22 protein-coding genes are annotated in these 20,994 nt (G+C 65.6%); 15 read left to right on the top strand and 7 right to left on the bottom strand.

Annotation, left to right across the window (positions count from 1 at the left end; all coding sequences use genetic code 11):
• Positions 1-5 precede the first annotated feature (5 nt).
• Positions 6-452: a DUF1810 domain-containing protein gene (locus VIK36_RS12120; protein WP_324642094.1), complete on the top strand. Its 447-nt coding sequence runs from the start codon at positions 6-8 to the stop codon at positions 450-452.
• 54 nt (positions 453-506) lie between these two features.
• Here VIK36_RS12120 and VIK36_RS12115 read toward each other — a convergent pair whose 3' ends face one another.
• Positions 507-1,400: a glucose 1-dehydrogenase gene (locus VIK36_RS12115; protein WP_255172352.1), complete on the bottom strand. Its 894-nt coding sequence runs from the start codon at positions 1,398-1,400 to the stop codon at positions 507-509.
• Between the two features lie 154 nt (positions 1,401-1,554).
• Positions 1,555-2,061, bottom strand: a complete 507-nt coding sequence (locus VIK36_RS12110) for a metallophosphoesterase family protein (RefSeq protein ID WP_255172351.1) — start codon at positions 2,059-2,061, stop codon at positions 1,555-1,557.
• 74 nt (positions 2,062-2,135) lie between these two features.
• On the opposite strand from VIK36_RS12110, the gene VIK36_RS12105 reads away from it, so the two are divergent.
• Both VIK36_RS12105 and VIK36_RS12100 read left to right on the top strand, forming a co-directional pair.
• The gene (locus VIK36_RS12105) at positions 2,136-2,327 is read left to right on the top strand and encodes a DUF1918 domain-containing protein (RefSeq protein WP_255172350.1); all 192 of its coding nucleotides are present in this window, start codon (positions 2,136-2,138) and stop codon (positions 2,325-2,327) included.
• Between the two features lie 48 nt (positions 2,328-2,375).
• A complete protein-coding gene (locus tag VIK36_RS12100) occupies positions 2,376-2,891 on the top strand; it encodes an NUDIX domain-containing protein (RefSeq protein WP_159631870.1) in 516 nt (171 codons plus the stop codon).
• Positions 2,892-2,924: 33 nt separating this feature from the next.
• Here the strand turns inward: VIK36_RS12100 and VIK36_RS12095 are convergent, their stop codons facing one another.
• Complete coding sequence (locus VIK36_RS12095; RefSeq protein ID WP_255172349.1) at positions 2,925-3,602, bottom strand: endonuclease/exonuclease/phosphatase family protein; 678 nt, start codon at positions 3,600-3,602, stop codon at positions 2,925-2,927.
• A gap of 161 nt (positions 3,603-3,763) precedes the next feature.
• Between VIK36_RS12095 and VIK36_RS12090 the strand changes: the two genes are divergently transcribed.
• The 4 genes from VIK36_RS12090 (at position 3,764) to VIK36_RS12075 (ending at position 7,813) form a co-directional block, all read left to right on the top strand.
• Complete coding sequence (locus VIK36_RS12090) at positions 3,764-4,567, top strand: thioesterase family protein (RefSeq protein WP_324642093.1); 804 nt, start codon at positions 3,764-3,766, stop codon at positions 4,565-4,567.
• A gap of 119 nt (positions 4,568-4,686) precedes the next feature.
• Positions 4,687-5,226 carry a PadR family transcriptional regulator gene (locus VIK36_RS12085; protein WP_255175595.1) on the top strand — a complete coding sequence of 180 codons (540 nt, stop codon included), beginning with the start codon at positions 4,687-4,689 and terminating at the stop codon, positions 5,224-5,226.
• A 5-nt stretch (positions 5,227-5,231) separates the two neighbouring features.
• The gene (locus VIK36_RS12080) at positions 5,232-6,941 is read left to right on the top strand and encodes an ABC1 kinase family protein (protein WP_324642092.1); all 1,710 of its coding nucleotides are present in this window, start codon (positions 5,232-5,234) and stop codon (positions 6,939-6,941) included.
• A gap of 122 nt (positions 6,942-7,063) precedes the next feature.
• Entirely contained in the window at positions 7,064-7,813 is a 750-nt protein-coding gene (locus VIK36_RS12075) for a lipoate--protein ligase family protein (protein ID WP_324642091.1), read from the top strand.
• Between the two features lie 28 nt (positions 7,814-7,841).
• Here VIK36_RS12075 and VIK36_RS12070 read toward each other — a convergent pair whose 3' ends face one another.
• A complete protein-coding gene (locus VIK36_RS12070; RefSeq protein ID WP_141941622.1) occupies positions 7,842-8,099 on the bottom strand; it encodes a mycoredoxin in 258 nt (85 codons plus the stop codon).
• 132 nt (positions 8,100-8,231) lie between these two features.
• Here VIK36_RS12070 and VIK36_RS12065 point away from each other — a divergent pair, with 132 nt between their 5' ends.
• Positions 8,232-8,993 carry an SOS response-associated peptidase gene (locus VIK36_RS12065; RefSeq protein WP_324642090.1) on the top strand — a complete coding sequence of 254 codons (762 nt, stop codon included), beginning with the start codon at positions 8,232-8,234 and terminating at the stop codon, positions 8,991-8,993.
• Positions 8,994-9,018: 25 nt separating this feature from the next.
• Here VIK36_RS12065 and VIK36_RS12060 read toward each other — a convergent pair whose 3' ends face one another.
• Complete coding sequence (locus VIK36_RS12060; protein WP_324642089.1) at positions 9,019-9,441, bottom strand: VOC family protein; 423 nt, start codon at positions 9,439-9,441, stop codon at positions 9,019-9,021.
• A gap of 16 nt (positions 9,442-9,457) precedes the next feature.
• Here VIK36_RS12060 and VIK36_RS12055 point away from each other — a divergent pair, with 16 nt between their 5' ends.
• Positions 9,458-9,781 (top strand): chorismate mutase, encoded by a 324-nt coding sequence (locus tag VIK36_RS12055; RefSeq protein WP_159631877.1) that lies wholly within the window; start codon positions 9,458-9,460, stop codon positions 9,779-9,781.
• 6 nt (positions 9,782-9,787) lie between these two features.
• Here the strand turns inward: VIK36_RS12055 and VIK36_RS12050 are convergent, their stop codons facing one another.
• On the bottom strand, positions 9,788-10,177 hold the full coding sequence (locus VIK36_RS12050; RefSeq protein ID WP_255172345.1) for a hypothetical protein: 390 nt from the start codon (positions 10,175-10,177) through the stop codon (positions 9,788-9,790).
• A 131-nt stretch (positions 10,178-10,308) separates the two neighbouring features.
• On the opposite strand from VIK36_RS12050, the gene VIK36_RS12045 reads away from it, so the two are divergent.
• From VIK36_RS12045 to pdxS, 6 genes are all read left to right on the top strand, one after another.
• Positions 10,309-10,659, top strand: coding sequence for a DUF6504 family protein (locus VIK36_RS12045; RefSeq protein WP_255175594.1), 351 nt, complete (start codon positions 10,309-10,311; stop codon positions 10,657-10,659).
• Positions 10,660-10,669: 10 nt separating this feature from the next.
• The gene (locus VIK36_RS12040) at positions 10,670-14,185 is read left to right on the top strand and encodes a DNA polymerase III subunit alpha (protein ID WP_324642088.1); all 3,516 of its coding nucleotides are present in this window, start codon (positions 10,670-10,672) and stop codon (positions 14,183-14,185) included.
• Between the two features lie 128 nt (positions 14,186-14,313).
• Positions 14,314-16,323, top strand: coding sequence for a threonine--tRNA ligase (gene thrS / locus VIK36_RS12035; protein ID WP_255172343.1), 2,010 nt, complete (start codon positions 14,314-14,316; stop codon positions 16,321-16,323).
• An 18-nt stretch (positions 16,324-16,341) separates the two neighbouring features.
• A complete protein-coding gene (locus VIK36_RS12030; RefSeq protein ID WP_159631881.1) occupies positions 16,342-16,929 on the top strand; it encodes an HIT family protein in 588 nt (195 codons plus the stop codon).
• Positions 16,919-17,542, top strand: coding sequence for a phosphatidylinositol phosphate synthase (gene pgsA / locus VIK36_RS12025; RefSeq protein ID WP_255172342.1), 624 nt, complete (start codon positions 16,919-16,921; stop codon positions 17,540-17,542). Before VIK36_RS12030 ends, pgsA begins: the two co-directional genes overlap by 11 nt.
• A 137-nt stretch (positions 17,543-17,679) precedes the next feature.
• Positions 17,680-18,606, top strand: coding sequence for a pyridoxal 5'-phosphate synthase lyase subunit PdxS (gene pdxS, locus VIK36_RS12020; protein WP_303693350.1), 927 nt, complete (start codon positions 17,680-17,682; stop codon positions 18,604-18,606).
• Between the two features lie 255 nt (positions 18,607-18,861).
• On the opposite strand, the gene VIK36_RS12015 is transcribed toward pdxS, so the two are convergent.
• Positions 18,862-20,895: a M3 family metallopeptidase gene (locus tag VIK36_RS12015; RefSeq protein ID WP_324642086.1), complete on the bottom strand. Its 2,034-nt coding sequence runs from the start codon at positions 20,893-20,895 to the stop codon at positions 18,862-18,864.
• Between the last annotated feature and the right edge of the window lie 99 nt (positions 20,896-20,994).

The raw sequence follows: 20,994 nt of genomic DNA, 5'->3' as shown, positions 1-20,994 counted from the left end.
TCCCCATGAATGAGCCGTTTGACCTTGAGCGTTTTGTTGCCGCGCAAAACACCGGCGGAACCTATGAGCAGGCGCTGGGCGAACTGCAGGTCGGCCGGAAGTCCGGGCACTGGATGTGGTTTGTCTTCCCGCAGATTGCCGGGCTGGGACAGAGCGCCACCTCCCGCAAGTACGCCATTTCCTCGCTGGCGGAGGCCCGCGCCTACCTGGACCACGAGGTGCTGGGCCCGCGGCTCCTGGAGTGCGCGCTGGTCCTGGCAAACCACGCCGACCAGTCCGCCGAAGACATTTTCGGCGGTATCGACGCCAGGAAGCTCCGCTCCAGCATGACACTGTTCCTCCGGGCGGCGCCCGGAGAAACAGTGTTCAAGACCGTCCTGGCCCAGTTCTTCAACGGGGAACCGGACCCGGCCACGGACGAGCTCCTGGCCGGCCAGGACGCGGCCGGCTGAAACCCGGCTTCTGTCCCGCTGCTGCGCGGGGGGGTACGGGGAGCCCAGGGCGCGCTAAGGCGTGGGGCTGCCGCCGTTGACATTGAGCGTCTCGCCCACCACGTAGCTGGACTCGGGCGAGGCCAGGAAGACATAGGCGGGGGCGAGCTCGGCGGGCTGGCCCGCGCGGCCCAGGGGAGTGGACTGGCCAAACTCCGGCAGTTCCTCCTTGGGCTGTCCGCTGCTGACCTGCAGGGGCGTCCAGATGGGCCCCGGGGCCACCGCATTCACCCGGATCCCCTTGGGCGCCAGCTGCTGGGCCAGGCCCTTGGTGAAGTTGTTGATGCTGGCCTTGGTGGTGGCGTAGTCCACCAGCGTGGGGGACGGGTTGTAGGCCTGGATCGACGTGGTGTTGATGATGGTTGAGCCCGCCGGCATGTGCGGCACGGCGGCCTTGGTCACCCAGAACATGGCATAGACGTTGGTCTTCAGGGTGTGGTCGAACTGCTCGTCGCTGATGTCCTGCAGGTCCTCCTGCGCAACCTGTTTCCCGGCATTGTTGACCAGGATGTCAACCCCGCCCAGGACGGCCACCGCCGTGTCCACCAGGTCCCGGCACACGGCGGAGTCCTTCAGGTCGCCGGGGACCTTGACGGCCTTGCGGCCGGCGGCCTCAATGATTCCGGCAATGCGGGAGGCGTCCTCCTCTTCCTGCGGCAGGTAGGAAAGCACGACGTCGGCGCCCTCCCGTGCAAAGGCGATCGCCGTCGCTGCCCCGATGCCTGAGTCCGCGCCGGTCACGATCGCCCGGCGGCCTTCCAGCCGCCCGGTGCCCCGATAGGTCTCTTCCCCGAGGTCGGCCTTGGGCGCCAGTTCCGCATCAAGCCCGGGCTCAGGCTGGTGTTGCTTGGGCGGGGAGATCTTTTCGTAGGCAGTCACGGGATTACGGAAGGTGTACTGGTCAGTCATGGTGGTACTCCTGTTCGTGCGGGACGCGGGCTGGTTCATCGCCCGGGATGGTGAAGCAGCCTGGGGCTGCCGAGGGCAACCACTGGAAACTAAGCATGCTTACGTTTCCTACCCTAGGCAGAAGCCCCCTGCCCTGCCAAGCCGCTCCGCGGGCTCAGTCGCGGCGGACCTCCACCAGCCTGACCTCCGCCAGCCGCCCGCTGTCCACCACGGCCTCCATGAAGGTGCATGCCGGCTGGCGGCGTCGGTCGGTTGGCGAGCCCGGATTCAACAGCCGCAGCCCGTTCGGCGACACCGTGTCCCAGGGGATGTGGCTATGCCCGAACACCAGGACGTCGGCATCGGGGTACAGCGCCTCGCACCGCTGTTCACGGCCCTTCGCCTGGCCGGTTTCGTGGACCACCGCAAAGCGAACCCCGCCAATGGTGGCAGTGGCCGTTTCTGGCAGCCGGCGGCGAAGTTGGGGGCCGTCATTGTTCCCGAAAACGCCCAGCAGGCGCTTGCTCCGGCGTTCGAATTCGTCCAGCAGTTCCGCCTCCACCCAATCACCGGCGTGGAAAACCGCGTCGGCGAGTTCCACTGCGGACCACACCTGCTCCGGCAGGTGCCTGGCGCGCTTGGGCACATGGGTATCGGCAAGCAGGACAAGGTTCAACGGCATACCCGGCATCCTGCCATAGGGCCCTGTTCCCATGCCGCGTGGAGTCGTAATCTGGGGGCTTGGAGGTGATTGCCATGGAGGCAGCCCAAGGCGACCGCATCGTTGTGCACGGGAGGACGGTGGGGTCCTCGGACCGGCACGGGGTGATTCTGGAGGTCCGTGGCGAGGGTGGAAGCCCGCCGTATGTCGTCCGCTTCGACGACGGGCACGAAACCGTCATGTATCCCGGTGGCGATTTCGCCGTCGAGCACGGACACAACGCCTGACGCTCCTGCGGGACTGCACCCGGCCGCTTCACCTGTCAGACTGGAGCAATGGATCATTTTCCGTCCGCAGGCATGTCCTCCACCCCACCGCAGCGCACAGGTCCCCGCGACCCGGGCGACGCCTGGGTGGAAGGGGACCGCGGCAGGTACTGGGGCCGTTTCGGCGCGGCGGGCGTCCTTGCCTGGGACCCCGCCAAAGGCGTGCTCCTGCAGCACCGTGCGGTCTGGAGTCATAACGGTGGAACCTGGGGGCTGCCCGGCGGCGCCCTGCACCAGGGCGAAGAACCCGTTGACGGCGCCCTCCGCGAGGCGTATGAGGAAGCCGCGGTCCCGTCGGAGAGCGTGGAAGTGCTGTTCACGTCCGTGCTGGACCATGGCTACTGGTCCTACACCACGGTGGTGGTGAGGGTGCGGGAATCCTTCGAGCCGGTGATCAGCGACCCCGAGAGCATTGCCCTGCTCTGGATCCCGGTGGCAGAGGTGGAGGCCCTGGACCTGCACCCCGGTTTCGCGGCCGCGTGGCCGGAGCTGCTGGCGCAGCTGGACACCGGCGAACCCTGGTAGGCCGGCCCCGGACTCCTCCCGGGGAGCCTCCGGCTAGTAGCCTTCGCCGTAGTCGGCGGTCACCAGGATGGGCAGGTGGTCTGAATTTCCGCGCGGGAGCGTCTCCACGCTGGCAATGTCCAGGCCCAGCGAGGTGGCGAAGTCGAAGTGGCCCTTGAACACCTTGTACCGGGTGTACGTTCGCCGGTTGCTCAGGGAGAGGGCATACCCGGAGTTCTTCATGTGCATGTCCAGGTTCTTGGTGAAGAACGGGTAGTTGAAGTCACCCACCATCAGGGTCATCAGGCCTTTGCCCATGCTCAGCAGTTCAGCGTGGGCTGCGTGGATCTGCTTGCGCCGCAAAGAGTTCGACGCCGTCAGCGGGGCTGCATGGAAGGATCCGATCACCAGCTCATGCTGCGTTTCGGTGTCCATCACCCTGGTGCCGATGAGCCGTTCATGGGCCGGAGCCAGCACCCTGTCATGCATTGATTTCTTCAACGCGAAGGACTGCGTATCCAGTGCGGTGAAGCGGCTGGTGCGGTAGTAGATGGCCAGACCCAGCCGGTTGCCCTTGGTGGCATCCGCCAGGTGCAGCGGGCCCAGGGTCTCCGGGAGGTCGCTGGCATCCACTTCCTGAAGGCACAGCGCATCGATGTCATGGTTGCGGGCCAGGGCGAGAAGTTCGCCGCTGGCCTTGTGCTTGCGGAGGTTGTAGCTGATGACGCGCATGAAACACCTCTTTTGAGGGTTGCTGACAGGACCAGTTCCTTACTCTAGTCCGATTGCCACCCGCACCCTCCAACATTTCGTTGCCCGCGTTGGCGCGCCGTGCGCTGTCCGCGGGGGATAGAGTTAGTGGCAATTCACTGAATTTCCGTAAGGGGCCAGCCTTGACTGCAGACCTGCCTGAACTCGCCGAAGGCAATTTCTACTACCAGGACCTGGGCGGCGGGCGGTTCCGCTCCACCATCCACGCGCAGGGTGCCTGGAACGTCCACGAACAGCACATGGCCCCGGCATCGGGCCTCATGGCCGATGTCCTTGAACGGCACCAGCCGCGGGAAGACATGCGGATGGCCCGCCTCAGCTACGAGATCCTTGGATTGATCCCGGGCGGCGAGTTCCGGATCGAGACCACCACGCTGCGTCCCGGCAGGACCATCGAACTGGTGCAGGCGGAACTCGTGGCCGGCGGCCGCACCGCCATCCGCGCCGCCGGGTGGCGCATGCTGACCAGTGACACCGCTGAAGTCGCCGCCGTCGAGGACGCAGCGATCCCCGGCCCCGACGAATGCAAGCCGTACGACGGCGCCGCCGTCTGGCCCGGCGGCTACATCCGCTCCCTCGAAATGAGGGTGGCCGAGGGCCACCGTCCCGGAGCCGGCAAGGTGTGGCTCCGCACCGACCACCCCCTGACCGACCGCGCCGACAGCGGCGACCTGGCCCGGCTCATGGGCTTGGTGGACACGGCCAACGGCATCGCGGCCAGGGTTCCGCCGGGGAAGGGCAGCTACGCGTTCCCCAACCTGGACCTGCAGATCCACATGTACCGCCGGCCCCGGGGGGAATGGCTGGGACTGGACAATGCGGTGTCGTTCGGCAGCGACGGGATCGGGCTGACCTCCACCGTGCTGCACGACCGGCAGGGGCCGTTCGGCCGCGCTGAACAGATCCTCACCCTGCGCAAATCCTGATAAAGGGTTCGTCCTGACCCTGCGACTGGTCCTTGCCGCGCCTGGGTCCTGACCTATGGTGCGGGCATGTATCGCTGAGTATCGTTGTATATCGTTCACGATTGACAAAGGAGTTCATGATGCGTGCTTCAAACCCTGCTGGCGGATTCGGCGGGAACAATCTGGACGGTATGTGGCAGGCCGTCGAGGAACTGCGCTCCCGGTTTGAAAAGCGGGCCGGAACCCGCGCCGGGAAAGGTGAGGTGCGGACGGCGGTGCTGGCCCTGCTGGCCGAGCGGCCCATGCACGGCTACCAGATCATCCGCGAGATCGAGGAACGCAGCGGGGGCAGCTGGAAACCGAGCGCAGGCTCCGTCTATCCCACCCTGCAGCTGCTGGCGGATGAAGGATCAATTACAGCCGAGGAAACGAACGGCCGAAAAATCTACTCGTTGACCGAAGCCGGCCGCGAGGAAGTGGCAACCCACCACGGGGCTGCGCCATGGGATCCGGCCGGCCCGATGGCCGGCGGCGTTGCTTCCCTGCCCAAGGCCGGGATCGAACTGGCCCAGGCCGCAGCCCAGGTTGGCCGTACCGGCACCCAGGAGCAGGTGCACCAGGCGGTGGCGGTGCTGGACGAGGCCCGCCGCCGTCTGTACGCCATCCTCGCCCAGGACTGACGCGGGTGGCGTCCACCGTCCAGGAGAGGGCCGACGCCCAGTTGCCCCTGCGGGAGCACCGCGGCCGCTACCGGCGGATTCTGCGCTTCGCTGCATGGAACCTCGCCGCCACGTGGTGGTTCGAGCTGTTCCTGCCGCGGATTGGACTTAGCCGGGTGGCCGCCAGGACGCGGTCACGGCGGATGCGGCGCTTTGCCCAGCGGTTCCATGACCTGGCCGTGGACCTCGGTGGCCTCATGATCAAGGTGGGCCAGTTCCTGTCCTCCCGGCTCGACGTCCTTCCGCCGGAGATCACCAAAGAACTGGAGGGGTTGCAGGACGAGGTGCCGCCGGTCGCCTTCCCTGCCATCTCCGCCCTGGCCGCCCGGGAACTGGGGACGCCGCTGGACAGGGTTTATGCCTCCGTGGACCCAACGCCCATAGCCGCTGCCTCCCTGGGCCAGGCCCACCGCGGCCGCTTGAATCCTGCCGACGCCGGGGACACCGGACTCGATGCCGTGGTGCTGAAAGTGCAGCGCCCGGGCATCGGCGCCATTGTCGACGTCGACCTTGCCGCCCTGCGCAAGGTTGCCGGCTGGCTCAGCCACATCCGGCTCGTTTCCCGCCGCGCCGACATGCCGGCGCTGGTGGAGGAATTCGCCCAGACCAGCCTGCTGGAGATCGACTACCTGCACGAGGCCGTCAACGCGGAGCGGTTCGCCGCGGATTTCGCCGGGGACGACCGCGTGGAAGTCCCGGGCGTGGTGTGGGAGCGGACCACCCGCCGTGTGCTCACCCTGGAGGACGTCACTGCCATCAAGATCACGGACGTCGGGGCGCTCCGTGCCGCCGGCATCGATCCCGCCGCGGTCGCGCCGGTGTTCGCGTCCATCATGTTCGACCAACTGTTCACCAACGGCTTCTTCCACGCCGACCCTCATCCGGGGAACATCTTCGTCACCCCAGTCCCTCCAGGTGCAGGGCTTCCCTGGAAACTGACGTTCATCGACTTCGGGATGATGGGCGAAGTCACGGCTTCCACGCGCAGCGGACTGCGGAAGCTGCTGATCGCAGCCGCCGCCCGGGACGGCAAGGGACTCGTGGCGGCCATCAATGATGTGGGCGTCCTGATGCCGTCAGCCGACAGCGTGGCCCTGGAACGCGCCATGACGCAGCTCTTCGCCCGCTTCGGCGGCATGGGCTTCGCCGAACTGCGCGAGGTTGACCCGAGGGAGTTCCGTGACTTTGCCGTGGAGTTCGGTGACGTGGTCCGGTCGCTGCCGTTCCAGCTGCCGGAGAACTTCCTGCTGATCATCCGGGCCATGTCCCTGACCTCCGGGGTATGCAGTGCCCTGGATGAGCGTTTCAACCTCTGGGATTCGGTGGAGCCCTACGCCGCCCAGCTGCTGCGGAACGAACGGGGCAACGTGGTGCAGGATGTGGCCCGGCAGGCCCTCGACGCTGCCGGTGTTGCCTTCCGGCTCCCGGGCCGCCTGGACGCCCTGGCCGGGAGGCTGGAGGAAGGATCGCTGCAGGTTGCCGTCCCCCGCCTGGAGCGCCAGGCTGCGCGGCTGGACCGGGCTGTGCGCCGCTCAGCCTCCGCCCTGGTCTTCGGGGCCCTGCTGCTCGCGGGAGCCATTGTCCGCCCTGACGACGTTGCGCTGGGCAATGTGCTGATGACGGCGTCGGCCCTTCCGCTGCTGCACGCGCTGTGGGTGGGGCGCCGGGGACGTTAAGGCGGCCGCCGCCGTCGGGCGTAACCTAGGGGTGGCCTGCCCGTCCGCGGGCTGTGAACCGCCGCCGCTAAAACCCGTCGACGTTGAATCTGTCGCCGCCACACCATGGGAGCTTCGCAACAATGCACCACACCGGTACCGGATCCAGCACGCTCACCGTGGTGCGGCAGGACGTGTCACTCGGCGCGGGCCGGGACCTCGAATTCGGCCTGGAGCTGCTGGCAAGGGCACGGAGCGGCGCCATTGGTCCCACCCTGCGGCTGTACCGGCCCGCGCCCACCGTGGCGTTCGGGCAGCGGGATACCCGGCTGCCGGGATTCGACGCCGCCGCCCAGGCCTGCCGGGACAACGGCTTCGAACCCCTGGTCAGGCGGGCGGGCGGACGCGCTGCGGCCTACCACCGTGGCACCCTGGTGGTGGACCACGTTGAACCGGATACGGACGCCGTCGCCGGATCCAAGGCCCGGTTCGGCTACTTCGGGGAGCTGTTTGCGGAGGCGCTGCGAAGCGTGGGCGTACAGGCTGCCGTGGGTGAGATTCCCGGCGAATACTGTCCGGGCGAATTCAGTGTCCACGGCACCGACCCGGCAGACAGCTCCCGGAGAGTGAAACTGGTGGGCACTGCCCAGCGGGTTGTTTCCGGCGGCTGGCTCTTCAGCTCGGTGATCGTGGTGGAGGACTCCGCCCCGATCCGGAAGGTCCTTACCGACAGCTATGCCGCGCTCGGCCTGGACTGGGATCCTGCCACCGCCGGCGCCGCCAACGATCTGGTGCCCGGCCTGGACGTCGCCGCCGTCGAGCAGGCCATCCTTAAGACGTATGCGGGCCATGCCACCCTGGAAACTGCTTCCTTCAGCAGCCTGGGGGCATGACCCGCATCAGTTGTGGCGCGGCGGCCGGTCAGGCGGCCAGGCGGCTCTTGACCTCGGCGGCGGACGGGTTGGTGGCGGCGGTGCCGTCCGGGAAGAGGACCGTTGGGACGGTGCGGTTGCCACCGTTCAGCTGCTCCACGAGTTCAGCCGTGCCGTCCACCTCTTCGATGTTGATTTCGGTGTAGCCGATGCCCTGTGCATCCAGCTGCTTCTTGAGCCGGTTGCAGTAGCCGCACCAGGTGGTGGAAAACATGGTGATGGTGCCCGATTCGGGAGTGAAGTCCACAGGGATCTCCTATACGTCGCTTGAAAGGTTTCCTTACTGTCAACCGTAGCGTGGCCGCCGGTATTCCCCGGTCCCGGGCGCTGCTGCGGTGCCTGGATGACAGTTTGTGGCGGGCGGTGGCAAGCTGGTGCCATGTGTGGACGCTACGTAATGGCACGGGCCGTGGGGGATCTCCTGGCCGAGTTCGACGCCGAGCTGGAGGACGAGGTCACCATCCCGCCGTCCTGGAACGTGGCACCCACGGATGCCGTCCCCATTGTGCTGGAGCGGCTGGTGGAAGACAGCGCTGCGCCCCGGCAGGTCCGCCAGCTGCACGTTGCGCGGTGGGGCCTGGTCCCGTCCTGGGCAAAGGATCCCGGGATCGGCTCCCGCATGATCAATGCACGGAGCGAATCCGTGCTGGAGAAGCCGGCCTTCCGGAAGGCTGTGCAGTCCCGCCGCTGTGCCGTGCCCGCCGACGGCTACTACGAATGGAAGCAGGGCCCGGGAAACTCGAAGCAGCCCTACTACGTGCACCCGGGCGGGGAACGCGGGCTGGTTTTCGCCGGTCTCTATGAGTGGTGGAAGGACCCGTCAGTGCCGGAGGGGGAGCCCGGACGCTGGCTGCTGTCCACGTCGATCCTCACGGCTGACACCCCGCCGCCGGGGACTGAATCCACCATCTTCGGGAAACTGACCGAGCTGCATGACAGAGTGCCGCTGCCCATGGACAAGGCCACGATGGAGGCCTGGCTGGACCCGCAGGCTGATGATGCCGCCGCATTGGTTGACCTGGTGCGGTCGGGGGTCAAGGACGCGGCAGCCGACTGGCACGTGGAATCCGTGGGCAAGGAAGTGGGCAATGTCCGCAACAACGGCCCGGAACTGATCCGCCCGGTGGAAGCCCTGTTCTAGCAGCCTCCGCCTGGGCCGGTACCCGTCAGACGGTGACCGTGCCGGCGTCGTCCACTGCCCAGGTGGGGTTGTACGCCACTTCCCAGCGGAACCCGTCAGGGTCGGCAAAATATCCTGCGTAGCCTCCCCATGCCTTGGTGACGGGCTCGGCAACGATGGCAGCACCGGCAGCCGCAGCCTGTTCCATGACGCTGTCCACTTCCTGCGGGCTTGCCAGGTTGTGGCTGAGCGTGATGCCGGGGACGCCGGCGGGAGGACTGGTGCCGGCTTCGGCCTGCATCTGGGTGCTGTCCCAGAGGGAGAGCACCAGCCCATGGTTCACCTGGATGAACAGGACTTCCCCGGCAACCTCGCGGTGAACGGGCCAGCTAAGGCCGTCAACGTAGAAGGCGCGCGAGGCCTCGACGCTGCGGACACCGAGGGAGATAAAGTCGACTCTGGGCTCCATGCTTCGATACTGTCAGATGATGGCGACAATTCAAGGAAACGATAGGGATGCCCGGGCCGACAGGGAACAGCTCGCTGCCGTCCGGGTTGCTGTTGACGAGGTGGATGAGCAGATTGTCACCCTCATCGCCCGCCGCGAACGGCTGATCAGGATCGCCGGCACGCTGAAGGGTGATGACGCCGAGGTTCGCGCCCCGGGCCGGGTGGAGCGGATCATTGAACACGTGCGGGCTGCTGCCGAGAAAAAAGACATTGACCCGGACATCGTGGAGTCAACCTACCGGGCCATGATCTCCGCGTTCATTGAACTTGAACTGCGGATCCATAAAGAAAACAGCTGAGGAATCTTAGGGCGCTTCCTCCACCGGCACCCCGTGCTGGAACTCCCGTCCGTCCGCCTCGCTGAAGGCGGACAGGACATGCCCCTGCCCGAGCCCGTTCAACGCCGTCAGGGGAAAGCTGCCGGTGATGCTGCTCTGTGAGTGGGTGACTCCGGACAGGTCGTAATCCTCCTCGATCCCCTGGTCCCGGTTGAACGCGTAGCAGGCGATGGCCTCCCCGTTCATGAACTCAATGCACAGCCGGCGCTGTGCCGAATAATCCGGCGAGGCCCCCATCAACCCCACCACGTAGGCACCGGATACCGGAATGGTGCCGTCGATATCGAATGTGGCGACCAGGGTGGAGTCCTCGGTCTTGATGCTGGCCTGCTTCAGGAGTGCGTCATCGGTACTCATGCCAACATCCTGCTCCCTGCCGCACGCCCCGTCCACCCCCGCCTATGTTTTGATGCCATCCCGGCGTAGACTGGTTTTATTCGAATACATATTCGAATACCTGTTTGGGGAAAATCGTCGGGGAGGTGCACATGGGCATGTTCAGCGAGTCTGTTGACGTGGTGTGCACCGAAGCCGGACAACCGGAAACGTTGACCTGGGCCGGTGCTTCCTACACCGTCTGCGCCGAACCCCTCCGGTGGTACGAACGCCGGCAATGGTGGGCGGAAGACAGCAGGGCCCCGCTGGGAAGCGGACCGGGCGTGGTGGATCACGAAATCTGGCGCGTGCAGGTGCTGCCTGCCCGGGTGGCCTCCAGTCCCTCAGCGCCGGAAGATGCGGCCGGCGCAGAACCCCTCACTCTTGACCTGACCCGCCATATCCGCAGCAACCGCTGGCGGCTGCTGCGGATCCATGACGCCCTCCGCCACAGAACAGCCTGACCAGTCCAGCATGAGCTTCACCCACCTTCACGTTTCCACGGCGTTCAGCGCCCATTACGGTGTTTCCTGGCCGGAGGAACTGGCCATGGCTGCCGCAGCCGACGGCGCCACAGCCCTTGCCTGTACAGACCGGGACGGCCTCTACGGAACCATCAAGCACCTCAAGGCCTGCATGGCCGCGGGCATCGACCCCATTGTGGGGGTGGACCTTGCAGTGTTTGACGACGACGGTGATCACCGAACGCAGGTGGCAGGCAGGGTGGTGGTGCTGGCCCGCGGCCAAAACAACGGTGCCGGATACCGTGCGCTGTGCCGGCTGGTCTCCGACGCCCACGCAAGGACCTCGGGGAAAGCCGGGGGAGCGGTGCCCGCTGCTGTCACCCGTGCCGAACTGGCTTCCCGCACCCTTGACCCCCAAACCCTTAAGCCGGTGCTCACCGTATTGCTCGGCCCTGATTCGGATGTGGGCCGTGCCATGGGCGGACGGCGCTACCTGCGGCCCCGGACCCTTTTCAAGCAGTGGCTTGACGCAATGCCCGCCGGAACCGTGGTGGCTGAAATAGTCTCCCAACTCAGCGCACCTGGTACCCCGTTGAGCACGGCGCACGCTGTGCGCATGCTCAGGCTCGCCGAGGAACACCAGGTGCCGGCAGTACTCGCCAATGCGGTGAGGTACTGCGCTGCGGACGGAGCACCAACCGCTGACGTCCTGGATTCTGCCCGGACATTGAAGTCCCTGCCCGAACTGGCAGGGGAACCCCTCCTGCAACCCACTGGCCAGGGGTGGCTGAAAACCCCGGCGCAGATGCTGGGGATAGGCAAGGAGATCATTTCAGCAGCCGGTTATGGTGCCGCCGACCTCAAGCAGCTGATGACCCAAACGGAGGCGCTCGCCGATCTCTGCCGGATCGACCCCACCTCAGACATGGGATGGAAACAGCCCGTGGTGCCCGAAGCATCCGTTATTGGCATCAGCCAGGATCCGCACGCTGAGCTCATCCAGCGCTGCCATGCAGGAATCGGCCGGCGGTTCCCGGGAGCCACTGGCAACGCGGAGAAGGAGATCCTGGCCCGCCTGGACCATGAGCTGGGGATCATCCACAACCTGGGCTTCTCCTCATACTTCCTGACTGTTGCCGAGGTGTCCCGGATGATCCAGGACATGGGGGTCAGGGCGGCAGCAAGAGGGTCGGGAGCATCCAGCCTGGTCAATTACCTGATCGACGTCAGCCATGTGAATCCCCTCCAGCACGACCTGATATTTGAACGTTTCCTCTCCAACGACCGCGCCACCCTTCCGGACATCGACATCGACGTCGAAAGCGCTGAACGCCACAACGTCTACCACCGGATCTTCGAACGCTTCGGCTCTGAACGGGTAACCCTGATGAGCATGCAGAACGGATACCGCGCCCGCGGTGCCGTGCGCGACGCCGGTCTGGCGCTGGGCATGGACGACGACGAGGTGGGGGAGATCGCCAAGCAGCTGTGGCGGTTCTCTGCACGAAAATTCCGGGAAGCACTGCAGGAAAAACCGGAACTGCGTGAGTTTGCCGGCCGGGTGGAACAACGCGACGCCCATGGAAACCAGCAACTGGACCTGCTGGTGGACCTGACCGAACGGCTCGACCGGCTGCCCCGCCACATCTCCATGCACCCGTGCGGCGTCATCCTGGGTGATGCAACCCTCCTGGACCGCACCCCGGTACAGCCAAGCGGTCTTGGCCTGCCCATGAGCCAGTTCGATAAACATGACATGGACCCCATGGGCATGCTCAAACTCGATGTCCTCGGTGTCCGCATGCAAAGCGCCATGGCGTTCGCGGTCCGGGAGATCATCAGGATCCATCCCTCCAAGGAGGAAGTGATCAAGGCAGGGAACCACCCTGCCGGGCCGGAAGGTTCCGGCCCCGACTACATTGCCGCCAACGGCCGGATAGACCTCAACGCCGTCCCCCTCGACGACGAAGCCACCTATGAGCTGATCAGGAGCACGCATACCCTTGGCTGCTTCCAGATCGAATCACCCGGGCAGCGGGAACTGATCGGCAAAATGGCGCCGCGGGAGTTCAACGACCTCATCATCGATATTTCATTGTTCCGCCCTGGACCGATGAAATCGGACATGGTGCGGCCGTTCCTGGAACACCGGCACGGGTTCGCCCCTGAGGTCTACCCGCACCCTGACCTCAAGCCGGTGCTGCAGGAAACCCACGGGGTCACCGTCTTCCACGAGCAGATCCTGAAAACTCTCCACGTCATGACCGGCTGCGGCCTGGCAAAAGCCGACGAATTCCGCCGGGCACTCAGCAGCGAGGCCGGAGAAGCGCAGGTGGAGGAGTACTTCCGGCGCCACGCCAAAGCCAAGAGGTACACCCCCGAGGTGGTGGACAAGGTGTGGGGGACGTTGAAGTCCTTTGCCAGCTTCGGATTCTGCAAAGCCCACGGGGCTGCTTTCGCCGTCCCCACCTACCAGTCCGCCTGGCTCAAGACACACCACCCCGAAGCCTTCCTTGCAGGCTTATGGGAGCACGACCCCGGCATGTACCCCAAACGGCTGCTGGTGGCAGAAGCCCGCCGGCTGGGCATTCCCATCCTTCCCCTGGACATAAACCGCAGCAAAGCCGAGTACCGGGTGGAGCGGATCGGGACAGGCAGGGACGCCGGCAGGCTGGGAATCAGGCTCAGCCTGAACGGGATTTACGGTCTGTCTGCTGCTGAACTGAAGCGGGTTGTCGCCGGCCAGCCCTATGACTCACTGGCGGATCTCCGGGCGCGCTCGCGGCTCAGCAAGCCAAGCATCCGGCGCCTTGCGCAGCTTGGGGCCTTTGATTCCCTCCACCGTGAAGCCGGAGGCACCGCCAACCGAGCGGACCTGGTGCACCATTTGCAGCAGCTTCAATCAGCCAATGGCGCGCGGAAAGGCGTGGAGGTGCTGGAGGGACAGTTGTCCCTTCCCCTGGGCGACGTCGAACTGCGCAACATCAAACCTGGACTTCCAGCCCCCACGGTGGTGGACAACGTCAGGGCGGAACTGGATCTGATGGCCGTCGATGTCAGTTCCCATCTGATGGACAGCCACAGGCCCCTGCTGGAAAGGCTGGGTGTCACCACTGCCGATAAACTCCTCAGCCTGCGCAACGGGACCGAAGTGCTGGTGGCAGGGGTGCGGGTGGCCACCCAGACTCCTCCCATGCGCGGCGGCAGGCGGGTGGTGTTCATCAGCATCGACGACGGCACCGGCTGCGTGGATTCGGTCTTCTTCCACGAGGCCCAGGAAAACGCTGGCCCGCTTCTGTTTGGAACCCGCCTGCTGCTGATCCGCGGGACCACCCGAAGGACCGGTCCGCGGGGCATCAGCATCAGTGCGAGCATGGCCTGGGACCTGGGCAAGACGGACAGTTTGCCCTTGCCGGAGTCGATCGGCGGGTACGCCGGGGTGTCCAGCCCGGAGGCCTTCGCCGATGGGCCGCATCCCCTCGATGGCATCAGCAGGACGTTGGCGATCACCGGGTTCAATGGGTGACCGCGGTTCCGCACCCCCCGTGTGCCGCGTTGGTCGGCCCATACCGGAACCGATAGCATTGACGGTGGCTGGCTGTGGTCCCCGTATGCCACAAGCTATGAAGCCTCAACTTTGAATAGGAGACACCCGTGTCAGATGCCCAGCAGATCACCCTTCTCGTCGATGGCGAAGAGACCAAGGTGACTACCGGGACAACCGGTGCGGAACTCTTCTTTGAGCGCCGTGACGTTGTTGTTGCCCGCGTCAACGGCGAGCTGAAGGACCTGGACCAGGAACTTCCGGAAGGCGCCGAGGTGGAAGGCGTCACCATTGATTCCCCCGACGGCCTGAACGTCCTGCGGCACTCCACTGCCCACGTCATGGCCCAGGCCGTGCAGCAGCTGCGTCCCGATGCCAAGCTCGGCATCGGCCCCTACATCACCGACGGCTTCTACTTCGACTTCGATGTTGCCGAGCCGTTCACTCCCGAGGACCTCAAGACCCTCGAAAAGATGATGCAGAAGATCATCAACCAGAACCAGAAGTTTGTCCGTCGCGTGGTCAATGAGGACGAGGCCCGCGAAGCCATGAAGAACGAGCCCTACAAGCTCGAGCTCCTGGGCAAAAAGAACGAAGCCGCCGAAGCCGGGGAAGGCGTGAACGTTGAAGTCGGCGCCGGGGACATCACCATCTACGACAACGTGGAACGCAAGGAAGGCACCACCGTCTGGTGCGACCTCTGCCGCGGCCCCCACCTGCCCAACACCAAGATGATCTCCAACGCCTTCGCGCTGACCCGTTCGTCGTCGGCCTACTGGCTGGGCAACCAGAAGAACCAGCAGCTGCAGCGTATCTACGGCACCGCCTGGCCCACCAAGGACGCCCTGAAGGCCTACCAGGAGCGCATTGCCGAGGCCGAGCGCCGCGACCACCGCAAGCTCGGTTCGGAGCTGGACCTCTTCTCCTTCCCGGACGAGCTGGGCTCCGGCCTGCCGGTCTTCCACCCCAAGGGCGGCATCATCCGCAAGGAGATGGAGGACTACTCGCGCCAGCGGCACGTCGAAGCCGGCTACGAGTTCGTCTACACCCCGCACATCACCAAGGGCCACCTGTACGAGGTCTCCGGGCACCTGGACTGGTACAAGGACGGCATGTTCCCCGCCATGCGGGTGGATGAGGAACTCAACGCCGACGGCAGCATTCGAAAGCCGGCGCAGGATTACTACCTGAAGCCGATGAACTGCCCCATGCACAACCTCATCTTCCGCTCCCGCGGCCGGTCCTACCGCGAGCTGCCGCTGCGGCTGTTCGAATTCGGCTCCGTGTACCGGTACGAGAAGTCCGGTGTGGTCCACGGCCTCACCCGTGTCCGGGGCATGACACAGGACGACGCCCACATCTACTGCACCCGCGAGCAGATGAAGGACGAACTCACCAAGACCCTCACCTTCGTCCTGGACCTGCTCAAGGACTACGGGCTGAACGACTTCTACCTCGAGCTGTCCACCAAGGACCCCGAGAAGTACGTCGGCGACGACGCCACCTGGGAGGAAGCCACCAGGACCCTCGCCGAGGTAGCCCAGGAGTCCGGACTGGAGCTGGTGCCCGATCCAGGCGGAGCAGCCTTCTACGGTCCCAAGATTTCCGTGCAGGCCAAGGACGCCCTGGGGCGTACCTGGCAGATGTCCACCATCCAGCTGGACTTCAACCTGCCCGAACGCTTCGAGCTGGAATTCCAGGCAGCCGACGGCAGCCGCCAGCGTCCCGTCATGATCCACCGCGCGCTCTTCGGATCGGTGGAGCGCTTCATGGGCGTCCTCACCGAGCACTACGCCGGGGCGTTCCCCGCGTGGCTGGCTCCGGTCCAGGTGGTAGGCATCCCCGTGGCGGAGGCGTTCAACGATTACATGTTCGACGTCGTCGGCCAGCTCAAGGCGGCGGGCATCCGCGCCGAGGTGGATACGTCCTCGGACCGCTTCCCCAAGAAGATCCGCACCGCCAGCAAGGACAAGATCCCGTTCGTGCTGATCGCGGGCGGCGACGACGCAGAGGCGGGCGCTGTTTCGTTCCGCTTCCGGGACGGTAGCCAGGACAACGGTGTGCCCGTCGCGGAAGCGGTCAAGCGAATCACCGAAGCCGTCCGCAACCGGACCAGCTAGCCGAACGGAAACAGCACAGTGCAGGAGAACACAGGCGCAGGATATCCAGGCGATGCCGGCGTTACCGACGACTTTGCCCTCGCCGGTGTCCCGGACGCCTTCCAGCGCCTGTGGACTCCGCACCGTATGGCCTACATCAAAGGCGGCCAGCACCAGTTCAAGAACGAGAACGACTGCCCGTTCTGCGTAGGCCCCGGCCGCACTGACGAAGAGGCGCTCATCGTCTACCGCGGTCGGACCTGCTATGTGGTGCTGAACCTGTTCCCCTACAATCCGGGCCACCTGCTGGTCTGCCCCTACCGGCACATTCCGGACTACACGGACCTCACGGTTGAAGAAACAGCGGAGTTCGCCGAGCTGACCCAGACGGCCATGCGGGTCCTGCGGAAAGTATCCAATCCCGGCGGCTTCAACCTGGGCATGAACCAGGGCGTGGTGGGCGGTGCAGGTATCTCCGCGCACCTGCACCAGCACATTGTTCCGCGCTGGGGTGGCGACGGTAATTTCTTCCCCATCATCGCCCAGACCAAAGCCATCACCCAGACCCTTGATGAGGTCCGGCAACAGGTGGCTGAGGCCTGGCCCGGGGAGTCGGATGCTGAATAGGCATGCCCGCGGCTTCTTCACCGCGCTGTTTACCCCACTGGCCCGCTGGCTCCTGAAAATTGGCGTCTCCCCGGACGCGGTCACCATCCTCGGAACCGCGGGTGTTGCCGCAGGAGCCCTCATCTTCTACCCCCTGGGTCAACTCTTTTGGGGGACCGTCTTCATCACCGCGTTCATCTTCTCCGACGTCCTGGACGGCATCATGGCGCGGATGCAGGACATCAAGAGCCGATGGGGAAACTTCCTCGACTCCACGCTGGACCGGGTCGCCGACGGCGCACTCTTCGCCGGCGTGTCCGTATGGTTCTTCACCGGCGGAAACAACACCGCCATCGCCGTCAGCGCGCTGCTGTGCCTGGTCCTGGGCATGGTTGTCTCCTACGCCAGGGCCAAGGCCGAGTCGCTCGGGTTCACCGCCAATGTCGGGATCGCAGAACGGGCCGAACGCCTGGTCTCCGTGCTGGTGGTCACCGGTCTGACCGGTTTGGGACTGCCAACCGTGGTGCTCCTGGTCACCCTGGTCCTCCTGGCCGCGGCGAGCCTCGTCACCGTCGTGCAACGCGTGGTTTCCGTGCGCCGGCAGGCACTGGCGGAACCCACGCCCGCTGATTAAGCATGATTAAGCCGGCCGCGCGGCGGGGGACTAGTATATAAGTGCCCGGTCAAGCGACCCGGCAACCCGTGCGTGCACCTCCGGCAGCTGCCGCCGCATGCCCGGCGAAGATCATCTGTCTACCCATAGGGGTTTTTGTGTCTACACCTGATGTAAGCAACGAGGCCGGTTCGTCCGCGAACAGCGTCACGGGCAGCAACCGCGTGAAGCGTGGCATGGCCGAGATGCTCAAGGGCGGCGTCATCATGGACGTCGTCAACGTCGAGCAGGCCCGCATCGCCGAAGACGCCGGTGCCGTGGCAGTCATGGCGCTGGAGCGTGTTCCGGCCGATATCCGCGCCCAGGGCGGCGTGTCCCGCATGTCCGATCCCGACATGATCGACCAGATCATTGACGCCGTGTCCATCCCTGTGATGGCCAAGGCCCGGATCGGCCACTTCGTGGAAGCCCAGGTCCTGCAGTCCCTCGGTGTCGACTACATCGACGAGTCCGAGGTCCTGACCCCGGCCGACTACGTCAACCACATCGACAAGTGGAACTTCAAGGTTCCCTTCGTCTGCGGTGCGACCAACCTCGGTGAGGCCCTGCGCCGCATCAACGAGGGCGCGGCCATGATCCGCTCCAAGGGCGAGGCCGGCACCGGCGACGTCTCCAACGCCACCGGGCACATGCGCAAGATCCGCTCGGAGATCGCCAAGCTTTCCTCCCTGCCCGAGGACGAGCTGTACGTTGCCGCCAAGGAACTGCAGGCCCCGTACGAACTCGTCAAGGAAGTTGCCGCTGCCGGCAAGCTTCCTGTGGTCCTCTTCACCGCAGGCGGCATCGCCACCCCCGCTGACGCTGCCATGATGATGCAGCTCGGCGCCGACGGCGTCTTCGTCGGCTCCGGCATCTTCAAGTCCGGCAACCCCGCCCAGCGCGCCGCCGCCGTCGTCAAGGCCACCACCTTCTTCGACGACCCCGATGTCATCGCCAAGGCCTCCCGCGGGCTCGGCGAAGCCATGGTGGGCATCAACGTTGACGAGATCCCCCAGCCGCACCGTCTCGCTGAGCGCGGCTGGTAGTCGTCAATTAGATGATCGCGCCGAACGGCGCGATCCTCTGCGTGCTATTCCCCGCCTCCCGCTGCCGCCATACCCGCGGTGGTTGGGGGCGGGGCCCCTTTTACGCACGCTGCCGGACCGCACCGTCCGTGCTTGGGTTTGGGCTTCACTGACTTGACCACGACGCCGGCCCCTCACCTTCTTTGGTGGGGGACCGGCGTCGTACTTTTAAATCGATTGCTCCGTAAACGCCGTTTTGAGCCTCCAAAAGGGCCGTTACGGAGCAATCGATGGGGGGTACTCGAGGCCGCGGCGCTTTAGCAGGGGGTCCAGGTTCGCCTCGCGGCCCCTCAGGATCCGGAAGGACTCCAGGGGGTCCCGGCTGTTGCCCCGGCTGAGGAGCTCCTCCCGGAAACGTTCGCCGTTGGCGCGGGACAGGCCGCCGTTTTCCTTGAACCAGTCGACGGTCTCCGCGTCCAGGACCTCGCTCCAGATGTACGAGTAGTAGCCAGCCGCGTAGCCGGCACCGGCAAAGATGTGCTGGAAGTAGCCTGTGCGGTACCGGGGCGGGATCAGCGGGTGCGCAATCCCTGCCGCAGCCAGGGCCTTTGCCTCAAACTCCACGGCATCATCCGGAACGTCGCCCGGCTCCAGCGTGTGCCATGCCAGGTCCAAGAGGGCTGCGCCCAGGTACTCGGTGGTGGCAAAGCCCTCGCCCCAGAGCCGGGATTCCTCCAGCCGGTCCACTACGTCCTGCGGAAGCGGTTCGCCGGTGACGTGGTGGCGCGCATAATTGGACAGCACCTCCGGCCACATGATCCACATCTCGTTCACCTGCGACGGATACTCCACAAAGTCCCGGGGCACCGCAGTGCCGGAAAAGCGGGGATAGGTGACGTTGGAGAACAGGCCGTGCAGCGCGTGGCCGAACTCGTGGAAAAGCGTGCGCAGCTCGTCCAGGGTGAGGAGCGTCGGCTCACCCGCGGGCGGCTTGGAGATGTTGAGCGTATTGATCACCACGGGCCGGGTTCCCAGCAGTCCCGACTGGTCCACGAGCGAGTTCATCCACGCACCGCCGCGCTTGGATTCACGCGCGTAGTAGTCGCCCAGGAACAGCCCCAGGCCGGTTCCGTCCCCGTTCCGGACTTCCCAGATGCGAACGTCCGGATGATAGGCGCCGAGGTCGGGCCGCTCGTGGAACGTAATCCCGTACAGCGCAGTGGCTGCAAAGAACACTCCTTCCGTGATCACCCGGTCCAGCTCAAAGTACGGACGCAGGGCCTGTTCATCAACGTCGTACTTCTCCCGCCGCACTTTTGCCGAGTAGTAGGCCCAGTCCCAGGCTTCCAGCGGATGTCCGGCGACGTCGGCCAGGGCTGCCGCCTCGGCGTCGGCATTGCGGACGGCCGCCGGCGCCATGCGGCTCAGCATCGTCCGGACGGCCTCGAAGTCCGGCGCCGTCTGCCGGTCGGCCACAAGTTCGGCGTAGTTGGCGAAACCCAGCAGTTGGGCCTTTTCCGCCCGCAGCCTGGCCATCTCCCGGGCCAGGTCCAGGACATCCAGGCTCCCGCCGCCACTGCCCCTGGCCACGGATGCCTCGAACAGACGACGGCGGACGTCCCGGTTCTCGAGCGAGGCCAGTGCCGGCTGGTTGCCGGGCTGGATCAGGGTCAGCAGGAATTTTCCGTCGTGCCCGGCGGCGCGTGCCGCTTCGGCTGCACTGGCGACGTCGTCCGCCGGCAGGCCCGCCAGGTCGCCGGCGTCTTCCAGCAGCAGCGCAGCGGACTTCATCCCCTCCTTGACCCGCTGGCCGAACTCCGTGCCCAACCGGGCCAGCTCAGCGTTGATGGCACGCAGCCGCTCCTGGCCGGGTGCCTCGAGCTGGATCCCGGACTGGCGGAACTCCTTGAGGTACTCCTCCACCAGGCGCGCTGACTCGGGATCCAGGCTGTCCGCATCTATGGCGGCAAAGCGCCCATACAGCGCCCCGTTGAGGAACACCTCGTCCTGGTGGGCCTGGAAGCGCGGCGAAAGCTCCGTTTCAAGTTCCCGGATTTCGGCGGACGCATCCGCCGATACCAAGGTAAAAAATGCCGCGGCGGCCCTGTTGAGGAGCTGCCCCGAGCGTTCCATGGCCAGTGCCGTGTTTTCGAACGTGGCCGGTGCGGCGTTGCTGCTGATGGCCTGGATCTCGTCCAAGTGCGCGGCCAGGCCTGCTTCGATGGCGGCGCCGTACTGGCCCGCTGTAAGGGCCTCGAAAGGCGGAAGGCCGTAGGGCAGGGGACTGGCGGCAAGGAGGGGGTTGGTCATGGGGTAAACCTTTCACAGCAGGGCGCGGTTCTCAATTGAAAGGAAATGGTGCCGGCTCCCAGACGGCATCCCTAGAATTGCCGCTAAGGGGTCCGGTCC

This window comes from Pseudarthrobacter sp. LT1, from assembly GCF_035621795.1.
In the GTDB taxonomy this organism is placed as follows: domain Bacteria; phylum Actinomycetota; class Actinomycetes; order Actinomycetales; family Micrococcaceae; genus Arthrobacter.
Note: the sequence above shows the minus strand (reverse complement) of the source record. Positions and strands in the feature narration are given on the sequence as shown.